Raw genomic sequence first — 10,456 nt, forward strand, 5'->3', positions numbered from 1 at the left:
CCGGGTCCGGGTCCGACGACGCGGTGCGCGCGCTCGTCGACCTGCGCCCCTACGCGGCCGTCGACGCCGCCGGGCCCGTCGAGTGGTGGCTCGCGTCCGACCTCGGCGAGCTCGCCACGGGGCGCAGCCTCGCCCCGGACCACGTGCTCGGCGCCGGCGGCGCGTCTCTGACGCTCGCGCAGGTCACCGTGCGCAGCCCCGTCGGCCGCGTGCTCGACCTCGGCACCGGCTGCGGCATCCAGGCGCTGCACGCCGCCCGGCACGCGCACGACGTCGTCGCGACGGACGTCTCCGCCCGGGCGCTCGGGTTCGCGGCGTTCAACGCCGCCCTCGACCTCGGGCCGGGCGAGACCGGGCCCGCCGCCCGCCTCGACCTGCGCGCCGGGTCGATGCTCGAGCCGGTCGCGGGGGAGGCGTTCGACCTCGTCGTGTCCAACCCGCCGTTCGTCATCACCCCGCGCGGCGCCGGCGTCTGCGAGTACGAGTACCGGGACGGCGGCCGCTCGGGCGACGACCTCGTGCGCGACCTCGTCACGGGCGTCGGCGCGGTGCTCGCCCCGGGCGGCGTCGCGCAGCTGCTCGGCAACTGGGAGCACCGGCGCGGCGAGCCGTGGGACGAGCGTGTCGGCGCGTGGCTCGACGCGGCGGGGCTCGACGCCTGGGTGGTCCAGCGCGAGGTGCTCGACCCCGCGGAGTACGCGGAGACCTGGATCCGCGACGGCGGCACGACGCCCGAGCGCGAGCCCGACGCGTGGGCGGCTGCGTACGAGGCGTGGCTCGACGACTTCGCCGCGCGCGACGTCGAGGCGGTCGGCTTCGGCATCGTGACGCTGCGGCGTCCGGTCGACGGCGGGCCCATGCTGCGCCGGCTCGAGGAGCACACTGGTTCGGTCCGCCAGCCGCTCGGTGCCCACCTCGCGGCGTCGCTCGTCGCGCACGACTGGCTCGCCGTGCGCGACGACGCGGCGCTCGCGGCCGAGCACTTGACCGTCGCGGGCGACGTCACCGAGGAGCGGTTCCACACGCCGGGCGCGCCGGACCCGAGCGTCGTGCTCCTGCGGCAGGGCGACGGGCTCGGCCGGGCGGTCCAGGCCTCGACGGGCCTCGCGGCGCTCGTCGGCGCGAGCGACGGTGAGCTGAGCGTCGGCCAGCTCGTCGGCGCGATCGCCGCGCTGTTCGAGGTACCGGCCGACGACCTCGCCGCCGAGCTCCTCCCGGCTGTGCGCGGCCTCGTCCGTGACGGGTTCCTCGCGCCCGCTCCGTGAGCGGCCGCGGACGTGGCCGCCGCCCGCGAGATCCTGACCGCGCAGGACGTGACCGAGGCCGAGCGCCCCGACGACAACGGCCGCCAAATGGGACCTGGCTCGCGGAGTTCGCGTAGGACCGCCCCCAAGGGCGCCGCCGAGTACATCGCTCACGCGATCGCCACCGACACCCACATCCTGCGGTGCGCCGGTGAGCGCGGGCACGAACTGGCCAGCGGCGCGCCCGAGTGCGCCCGCTGCTCGTACCGGCCCATCGAGGGCCGATACGAGCACGCCCATCAGACGTCGCCTTCCGGAGCAGTTCCCCGGGAAGTGAACTGGCGCGGAACTCACGTCTTGCGTCTCGTAGCAAGTGCGCCCGAGGGGCGGTGGCGTGGCTCGGGAGGGTGGCGAGCCACTGGGCAGACCCCTGGTCCACGTGCACGGGCTCAAGGGCGACACCCTCGCCGTCGGGCGTGGACGAGGCGCAGCCTCGTCGGCGAGTGGATCTACCCCGGCGGCGGCGGGATTCCCTCGACCACGACCCGCCGCTGAGAGGCGCGCATCGTGGGGCAGGAACGGTCAAGGCCGCCGGTCGTGATCGCCGCGCCGCAGGGGTCGTATCCTTGTCATGGCCGCAGGACCGGGAACGTGACATCGGACCACAGGCCGCGAAGGGTGGTCAGTGTCGTACCGTCGGCAGTGTCGTCGTCCTCGCTCCTCCACACCTGTGCTCGCGCCACGGATCCGACGACGGGATGCCAACCTGGGTTCCCGGTCGAGGCGAAGTCGGCCCACGCTCGCACCATCCGACGTGCTAGTCCGCGGTCTGCGGGGGTGGGCTCACCACCGATCAAGAAGGTGACGCTGGCGATGTCGATGTTGCCGAAGGCGAACGGGATGTCGGCGCAGTGCCATGCCCGCACGGTCCCGTGTGCGCCGGTGCGCCGGCGGTCGAACCGCGAGAGGAAGGCTCGACCGCCTGCCTCGGTGTGCACCGTGGCGAGCCGGTTGCTGTACTCGCAGAACAACAGGTCTCCGAAGATGGCGAGGTAGACCTCGAGCACCGGCGCGCCGGGCATCGCCGCCCGGTACCCGTCCACCAAGGCGGCCGAGAGGCCGAAGTCCTCGGCGAAGCGGTCGAGCTGCGCGTCCGTGGTGACTCTTGCGCTGCTGCCGACAGCGTCCGGGAGCCAGTACTCCTGCGTGGTGTGGCAGACGAGGAGGTCCAGGTCTCGTGCAGCACCGGCGGCGATCCCCGCAACGGGGTCGACAGGCAGGGTCCTGCCGTCGATGACAGGTGCGAACAGGGACGGGTCGTAGTGGCGAGATCCGGAGCTCGCGTCACGCCGGTAGGCCTCGACCACCCTGTCGGACGCGGTGACCAGCGCTCGGGGTGTCGCGTTGACGAGACCTTCGGCGGTGGGCTGGCACCCCGCCGCCGCCGCGATCTCCCGGGTGGTCGCTGCGGCGATCTCGGGCGTGTAGCACGGGCTGGCTGGGCTGTGGGCGATGGCGCGGTGGAACAGGCCGCGGGCTCGGTCCATCACCATGAGACAGGCCACTGACGCGGCCCCGGAGGACTGGCCGGCGATCGTGACGTTGCCCGGGTCGCCACCGAAGACGGCGATGTTCTCCTGGACCCATCGCAGCGCCGCGACGTGGTCGAGCAAGCCACGGTTGTCCGGGTAGGCGGTCGCGTCCTCGGCGGGGACGTGGCCGAACCCTTCGAAACCGAGCCGGTAGTTCATCGTCACGACGACCAGGCCGGCAGCAGCCAGCGCCGTGCCGTCGAAGTCGGGTTGGGCCGAGGACCCGAAGGTGTAGGCGCCGCCGTGGATCCAGACCAGCACGGGCAGAGCGTCGCCCGCCGATGTCGGGGTCCACACGTTGACCGTGAGGATGTCCTCCTCGTCGGGTGACCACCTTGGCGCGCCGGGCAGCTGTGCCGACTGTGGCGCGATAGGACCGTAGGCCGTGCAGTCGCGGACGCCGTTCCACGCCGGTGCCGGGAAGGGCTTCTTGTACCTGTTGCCCCCGAACGGCGGGGCGGCGTACGGGATGCCCCGCACGGCGACGATGCCGGCGGCGGCTCGCGAGCCCCGCACGAGACCGTTCGTCGTCTCGAACACGGACATCAAACAGTGCTCCTGTCGTCGGTCTTGTCGGGAGCCCGTTCTCGGGCGGGTCGCTGGGTGTGCGGGCGGCCCAGGGGCCGCCCGCACAGGGTCGAACGCTCTCAGCGTTGGGCGGCCAGGCCGCCGAGTGCCCTCACAGCATCGGCGATCGTCGGCGCATCCCGGCGCAGGATGGCGCCGTGGTTGCTCGTGACCTTGGCGGCGAGCGCGATGCGCGGGTTGCGTGCGATCACCTGGTCGAGGCTGGCGCGAATGACCTCCTGCTCTTCTCCTCTGCTGCCGAAGGATGTCCCGGAGGCGACCACGTACCGGGTGGGCACGCTGATGCGGTCCAGGACAGGTCCGAGGGTGCGCTCACGGGAGATCCTCCCGAGCTCGATGTTGCTCTCGGCTTGCTGACCAGCCGTCATCCGTGGGAGCAGGCCGAGTGGTCGCAGCACGGGACGCAAGAAGGCGAGCCGTCGGAACAGCATGCGGATCCGTCGTTCCATGGCGTCGTCGAGCCAGTCGTGGGGGAACGCGCCGTCGACCAGCACCGTCGCGATGGTCCGCCCGGGGTTGCGGTCGGCCCAGTGCGCGGCGACGACCGCGCCGTAGGACCAGCCCACCAGGAGCGCGCGTCCGACGCCGCGTGCGTCGAGGACGGCGGCCACGTCGCGGACTGCGGCCTCGAAGGTGTAGTCGCTCGACGTCCCGGACCTGCCGCGCGCCCGTTCGTCGAAGGTGATGTGCCGGTAGTCGGTGCCGAGCTCTGCGACGACCCGCCGCCAGTACCGCTGGGTGGCGAACTGGCCGTTGCAGTAGAGCACGGGGATGCCGTCGCCGCCGCTGTCGGTGACCGCGAGGGCGGTGTCGTCGACCGGGACCATGCCGGTCCAGGCGGGGACGCGCGGTGTCACGTGGGTCATGGTTCTCCTCTTCGGACGTGGTACTCGGTCTGCGGGTTCCTGCCGGGCTTCAGCGGGCGGCCTCTGGCTGTGGCACGGCGTGCTCGGCGGCGCGGCTGATCTCCTCCCAGGCGGACCAGGTCTTCACGCGCTGCCGGGAGATGTGGTGGGCGAGGTCGTAGGTCGTGCTCCCGAGGGCCAGGCGCAGCGGAGGCTCCTCGCTGTCGACCACCGCGAGCATCGCCTCGGCGGCGAGCCGCGGATCGCTGTCCACCGACCCCTCGGCCCACTGCCGCTCGAGCTCCGCACGCACCGGGGCGTACGCGTCCAGGGGAGTCGTGGACGTCATGCTGGTGTAGAGGTCGGTCCAGTAACCGCCGGGCTGCACGATGGTGACTCTCACCCCGAAGGCCACTGCCTCCATCGCGAGAGCCTCGCTCATGCCCTCGAGGGCGAACTTGCTCGCGCTGTACAAGCCGGTGCTCGGGAAGCCTCCCAGCCCAGCGATGCTCGAGATCTGCAGGAGGTGGCCGGACCCCTGCCGGCGCAGGTGCGGCATCGCCGCCTGGCTGACCCACAGCGCGCCGAAGAAGTTGACCTCGAGCTGGGCTCTCGCCTGAGCCTCGGTGAACTCCTCGACCATGCCCATGGACATGGTGCCGGCGTTGTTCACCACGACGTCCAGGCGTCCGAAGTGGTCGACGGCGGCGGTCACCGCGGCATCGACCGCGCTCTTGTCGGTGACGTCCACGCTCAGCGCGAGGACGCGCTCACGATGCCGGGCGTCGAACAGGTCGGCGGTCGCCGACCGCGCCGCAGCGGCGACACGGTCGCCGCGTTCTAGCGCGGCGAGCGCGAGGGCGTGACCGATGCCGCGGCTGGCGCCCGTGACGAACCACGTACGAGGGGCGGTGGTAGTGGGGAACATCGACTCTCCCATCGGTAAGACGAGACGTTGCGTCTCGTCGATTGTCCTAAGGTAGAGCGCCATGTCGGTTTTGGCAATACGCAACGTCTCGTCTCATGCAAGTATGCTGGCGCCATGTCGAATCCCGATCCCGCCCGCCGCAACGAGAGCTCGCGGCGAGCCGTCCTGACAGCCACGCTCGACCTGCTGCAGGAGGTGCCGTACGCCCGGCTGAGCATCGAGGGCATCGCCACGCGCGCGGGCGTGGGGAAGCAGACCATCTACCGGTGGTGGCCCTCGAAAGCCGCCGTCCTCTTCGACGCCTTCCTCCTGATGAGCGAGCCGAGCACCGGGGAGATTCCGCGGCTTCCTGACACGGGGGACCTCCGTGCCGACCTCGCCACGGTGCTGAAGGCGACCGTCGCGGAGCTGAACGACCCCCGCCTCTCCGAGCCGATGCGCGCGCTGGCGACCGAGGTCGCGCACGACGAAGCGCTCGCCGCGTCGTACCACGAACGGCTCGACGCCCCGCTGCGCGAGGCCAAGCGACAGCGCCTGCGCAGCGCTCAGGAAGCTGGCGAGCTGGCCGGCGACCTCGACCTGGAGGTGGCGGTCGACATCATCTGGGGCCCCGTGCTCAACCGGTGGCTGCAACGCAGCGGCCCTCTGACGGACGAGTACGTCGACGCCCTGGTCGAGACGGCGCTGAGAGGCCTGCAGGCTCAGCGGCCCATGCCCTGAGGTCGGATGCACCAGCGTGGTGCGGCATCACGCTGACACCAGCGACATCCCGGGCATCGCCATAGGACCAGCGGTTCCGCGCCGAGCTTGACGAGGCCGCGGTCAGGCGAGCAGCGCCGGTCCGTACCTCGCCACGACGAGGACGGCGAGCAGCACGAGCCACGCCGCGACGAGGTACCCGTACGCGCCGGAGCGCACGAAGGCCAGCATGCGCGCCTGCGCGCGCCGCGGCAGGAAGAGGTTGTCCTCGAGCACGTTCCAGTGCAGCAGCGACGCGAAGACGAGCGTGGTCGAGACCGTGATGAGCAGGCACCACGGGCACAGCGCGCCGATGACGACCATCGACTGCACGAACAGCCAGTACGCGAGCACGACGCCGAGGCCGTACACGCACTGCGCGGCGAGCAGGAACCACCGGGGGAACCGCGTCCCGCCGAGCGCGGCGACCGCCGTCGTGATGACGACCGGCTCCGCGACGAGCCCGAGGAACGCGTTGGGGAAGCCGAAGAGCTGCGCCTGCCACGACTGCGCGACGGTGCCGCACGACAGGACGGTGTTGACGTCGCACGCCAGGGTGGCCGTCGGGTTCGCCGCGAGCACCACGGCGTCGTAGGAGAGCACGAACGCCGCGACGAGGCTCAGCAGGCCGAAGACGAGCATCTCGCCGAACAGCACCCCGCGGGAGTGCGTCCACCCGGTCGGGCGCTCGAACGGGTCGAAGACGGGCGCGCCGTCGAGGCCGTCGCCCGCGCCGGACGACGCACGCCCGGCCGTGGCGCTGCGGGGCGTCGAGGTGGCGGTCGCGTCGCTCACGGGAGGTCCTCCGGTCCGGCGGGGCCGGGGGCAGGCGGCACGCGCCGGTCCTCCGGTGCGTGGGAGGCGTCCGGCCGGCAGGGTGGGCGAGCTGCCGGCCCGACGCCATGACCAGCGTAGGAAGCCGCGGGCGCCGGGCGACAGGGACCATGGTCCCCGTCCGGACGGGACCGAGGCCGTGCCGCTGGCACGTCCCGGGGGTGCGGCGACCTAGGATCGTGCGGCGCCCGGGCACACCCGGCGCTCCCCGACCCCCGATCCGAGAGGACGCGCGTGCAGCACGAGGACGTCGACGCCCTGCGGCGCACGAGCGCGGCGTGGCGCCTGCTCCGCGCGGACACGGCGGCGCTCGTCCTGTCGTTCCTCGGCACGGTGTTCGTCGAGGAGAACGTGCGTGCCATCCCCGAGAGCGAGCTCGTCGCACGCCTCGACGACCACCTCTGGGCCCTGCGGCGCGCGCAGGACGGCGACGCCGAGGCGGAGCGGCGCTACCCGCGCACGCCGCAGGCGTACGTCGACCACTGGGCGCACCCCGACCAGGGGTGGCTGCGGGCCTGGTACCCGCCCGGCTCCGCCGAGCCGCACTACGACGCGACGCCCGCCGTCGAGCAGGCGGTGCGGTGGGTCGCCGGGCTGCGCGGGCGCGCGTTCGTCGGCACCGAGTCGCGCCTCGCGACGGTGTTCGAGCTCCTGCGCCAGCTCGCGGTCGGCACCCAGACCGACCCCGCCGAGCGGCTGCGCGAGCTCGAGGAGCGGCGGGCCCGGATCGACGAGGAGATCGCCCAGGTCCGAGCCGGCCGCGTCGCCGTGCTCGACGCCGCGGCGCAGCGCGACCGGTACCAGCAGCTCACCCAGACCGCGGCCGACCTGCTGTCCGACTTCCGCGAGGTCGAGGCGAACTTCCGCTCGCTCGACCGCGCGCTGCGCGAGCGCATCACTGGCTGGGACGGCGCCAAGGGCGAGCTGCTCGAGGAGGTCGTGCGCTCGCGCACCGCGATCGCCGAGTCCGACCAGGGCCGGTCCTTCCACGCGTTCTACGACTTCCTGCTCGACCGGCGCCGCCAGGAGGAGTTCGCCGCGCTGGTCGACCAGGTCCAGGCGCTCGACGCGATCGCTCCCGACGTCCCGTCGGACGCCGCCCGCGCCGCCGAGCACCGCCGGCTGCGGCGCATCCACTACGACTGGCTCGACGCGGGCGAGCGCACCCAAGCCACGGTCCGCACGCTCTCGGAGCAGCTGCGCCGCTTCCTCGACGACCAGGTGTGGCTCGAGAACCGTCGCGTCATGGACATCCTGCGCGGCGTCGAGGCGAAGGCGCTCGCGGCGCGCGACGTCGCGCGCGACGCGGCGGGCCGTCCCGGCGACGACCACGCGACGCCGCCCGGCATGGCCCTCGACGCCGTGGCCCCCGAGGTCGTGCTCCCCACCGAGCGCCCCCTGTTCGCCCCGCGCCCGAGCGCGCGCGTCGACTCCGACCTCGTGGAGGAGGGCGACGAGGACTTCGAGGTCGCGGCGCTGTACGAGCAGGTGCACGTCGACCGGGAGCGGCTCGCGCGCACGGTCCGCGACGCGCTCGGCCGGCGCGGGCAGGTCTCGCTCGCCGACCTCGTGCAGGACGCGCCCCTCGAGCACGGCCTCGCCGAGCTCGTCTCCTACCTGTCGCTCGACGACCCGCGCTTCGCCGTCGTGCACGACGACGAGCGGACCGACGAGGTCAGCTGGACGGGCGAGGCGCCCGCGCCGCCGGGCGTCGCCGACGACCCGGGCGACCCGGTGGTCCGGGTGGCCCGCCTGCCGCGCGTGACGTTCGCCCGCCGGTCCGTCCCCGCGGGAGCCCCCGCCCGACCCGAGTCCGTCCGACCTGAGCCCGCACCCGAGGAGACCCCGTGAGCACGCCCCGCCCCGCCCGCGGCCCCGAGCTGTCGGTGGTCGTCACGTCGCTGCTCAAGGGCGTCGTGTACCGCGAGTCGAGCGAGGAGACGTGGCGCGACCTGCTCGCGCACGAGGCGCAGGTGCGCGACGCCGTCGCGATGCTCGGCCTGCAGGTCGTCGTCGACGAGGGCGACGGCTACGCCTACCTGCGCTCGCAGCCGGAGCACGAGCGCGACGAGCGCGTGCCCCGGCTGATCCCGCGCCGCGAGCTCCCGTTCGACGTGAGCCTCCTGCTCGCCCTGCTGCGCAAGCGCCTCGCGCAGTCCGACTCCGAGGGCGGCGACACGCGGCTCGTGCTCACGCGGGCCGAGATCGTCGACCTCCTGCGCGTGTTCCTGTCCCAGGACGCGGGTGCCGCCGCCAACGAGGCGCGCCTCGTGGACCGCGTCGACGCGCTCGTGCGGCGCGTCGTCGAGCTCGGCTTCCTGCGGCCCGCGGGCCGGGACGCCGACGGCGCCGGGTCCGCGGAGGCGGCGGGGGCGGCGTCGGCCGACGACGGTTCCGCGGACGCGCGGCGGTTCGAGGTGCGCCGGATCCTCAAGGCCTTCGTCGACGCGCAGTGGCTCGCCGACTTCGACGCCCGGCTCGCGCAGTACCTCGACGTGGCGGCCGGGCGGGCGGACGGCGGGGGCCGGCAGGACGACAGGACCACGGCCGGGACGACGAAGGTGACGGTGGCGTGATGGAAGGCCTGTTCAGCCCGGTCGAGCTGCACGACCCGGCGGCCGACCTCGACGCGCGCGCGGGCTTCCGCCTCGAGCGGCTCGAGGTGCTCAACTGGGGCACGTTCGACCAGCGCGTGTGGGCGTTCGACCTCGACGGGCGCAACGCGCTGCTCACGGGCGACATCGGTTCGGGCAAGTCGACGATCGTCGACGCCGTGACGACGCTGCTCGTCCCGTCGCACCGCATCTCGTACAACAAGGCCGCGGGCGCGGGGGCGCGCGAGCGGTCGCTGCGCTCGTACGTCGCGGGCCACTACAAGGCGGAGCGCGACGAGGCGACCGGCACGACGCGCCACGTCGGGCTGCGCGAGCGCGGCACGTACTCCGTCGTGCTCGGCCGCTTCGCCAACCGCGGGTTCGACCAGGAGGTCACGCTCGCGCAGGTGTTCTGGCTCGCGCCCGGCCAGGCCGGGCAGCCCGACCGCTTCTTCGTCACGTCCGACCGCCCGCTGACCATCACGGAGGACTTCGCGGGCTTCGGCGGCGACGTCGCGGCGCTGCGGCGCCGGCTGCGCGAGGCCGGCGCGCAGGTGCGCGACCACTTCCCCGAGTACGGGCGCGACTTCCGCCGCCTGCTCGGCATCCCGTCGGAGCAGGCGATGGACCTGTTCCACCAGACGGTGTCGATGAAGTCGGTGGGCGACCTCGGGGAGTTCGTGCGCGAGCACATGCTCGAGCCGTTCGACGCCGACCGCTGGACCGACCGGCTCGTCGCGCACTTCGACGACCTCACGAGCGCGCACGACGCCGTCGTGCGCGCCACCGCGCAGATCGAGCGGCTCGCGCCGCTGCTCGCGGACTGCGACGCGCACGACGCGCTGGGGGAGCGGGCCGACGCCCTGGTCGCGCGCCGGGACGCCCTGCGGGCGTTCACGGCCTCGCGCCGCGTCGCGAACCTCGACGGGCTCATCGGGGCGCTCGACGAGCGCGTGACCGAGGGCGAGGAGCGCCGCGCGCGCGTGGGCGACGAGCTGGGCCTGCTCGCGGCCGAACGGCAGCGGCTCGAGCTCGAGCGGGCCGGGCACGGCGGCGACCGGCTCGCCGCGATCGAGGAGGAGGTCGCGGGCCG

The 10,456-nt window shown here is 73.6% G+C and carries 9 protein-coding genes; 5 read left to right on the forward strand and 4 right to left on the reverse strand.

Annotation, left to right across the window (positions count from 1 at the left end):
- Window positions 1-1,265: methyltransferase (locus JZ5iCDA_RS12555; RefSeq protein ID WP_069387485.1), on the forward strand; the 1,265-nt coding region annotated here is incomplete at its 5' end.
- Between the two features lie 608 nt (window positions 1,266-1,873).
- Here JZ5iCDA_RS12555 and JZ5iCDA_RS12560 read toward each other — a convergent pair.
- The 3 genes from JZ5iCDA_RS12560 to JZ5iCDA_RS12570 form a co-directional block, all read right to left on the reverse strand.
- Window positions 1,874-3,382 carry a carboxylesterase/lipase family protein gene (locus JZ5iCDA_RS12560; RefSeq protein ID WP_069387486.1) on the reverse strand — a complete coding sequence of 503 codons (1,509 nt, stop codon included), beginning with the start codon at window positions 3,380-3,382 and terminating at the stop codon, window positions 1,874-1,876.
- A 101-nt stretch (window positions 3,383-3,483) separates the two neighbouring features.
- Complete coding sequence (locus JZ5iCDA_RS12565) at window positions 3,484-4,290, reverse strand: alpha/beta fold hydrolase (RefSeq protein ID WP_069387487.1); 807 nt, start codon at window positions 4,288-4,290, stop codon at window positions 3,484-3,486.
- Between the two features lie 49 nt (window positions 4,291-4,339).
- The gene (locus JZ5iCDA_RS12570; RefSeq protein ID WP_069387491.1) at window positions 4,340-5,197 is read right to left on the reverse strand and encodes an SDR family NAD(P)-dependent oxidoreductase; all 858 of its coding nucleotides are present in this window, start codon (window positions 5,195-5,197) and stop codon (window positions 4,340-4,342) included.
- 27 nt (window positions 5,198-5,224) lie between these two features.
- Here JZ5iCDA_RS12570 and JZ5iCDA_RS12575 point away from each other — a divergent pair, with 27 nt between their 5' ends.
- Entirely contained in the window at window positions 5,225-5,917 is a 693-nt protein-coding gene (locus JZ5iCDA_RS12575) for a TetR/AcrR family transcriptional regulator (protein WP_253182080.1), read from the forward strand.
- 102 nt (window positions 5,918-6,019) lie between these two features.
- On the opposite strand, the gene JZ5iCDA_RS12580 is transcribed toward JZ5iCDA_RS12575, so the two are convergent.
- Entirely contained in the window at window positions 6,020-6,730 is a 711-nt protein-coding gene (locus JZ5iCDA_RS12580) for a vitamin K epoxide reductase family protein (protein ID WP_253182081.1), read from the reverse strand.
- Between the two features lie 273 nt (window positions 6,731-7,003).
- On the opposite strand from JZ5iCDA_RS12580, the gene JZ5iCDA_RS12585 reads away from it, so the two are divergent.
- The 3 genes from JZ5iCDA_RS12585 to JZ5iCDA_RS12595 form a co-directional block, all read left to right on the forward strand.
- Window positions 7,004-8,620, forward strand: coding sequence for a DUF3375 domain-containing protein (locus JZ5iCDA_RS12585; RefSeq protein ID WP_069387489.1), 1,617 nt, complete (start codon window positions 7,004-7,006; stop codon window positions 8,618-8,620).
- Entirely contained in the window at window positions 8,617-9,345 is a 729-nt protein-coding gene (locus JZ5iCDA_RS12590; protein ID WP_069387490.1) for a DUF4194 domain-containing protein, read from the forward strand. Before JZ5iCDA_RS12585 ends, JZ5iCDA_RS12590 begins: the two co-directional genes overlap by 4 nt.
- A partial coding sequence (locus tag JZ5iCDA_RS12595) for an ATP-binding protein (RefSeq protein WP_171905375.1) occupies window positions 9,345-10,456 on the forward strand: 1,112 nt, incomplete at its 3' end. The genes JZ5iCDA_RS12590 and JZ5iCDA_RS12595, both read left to right, overlap by 1 nt.

The sequence above is a fragment of the Cellulosimicrobium cellulans genome (assembly GCF_001722485.1).
In the GTDB taxonomy this organism is placed as follows: Bacteria; Actinomycetota; Actinomycetes; order Actinomycetales; family Cellulomonadaceae; genus Cellulosimicrobium; species Cellulosimicrobium cellulans_A.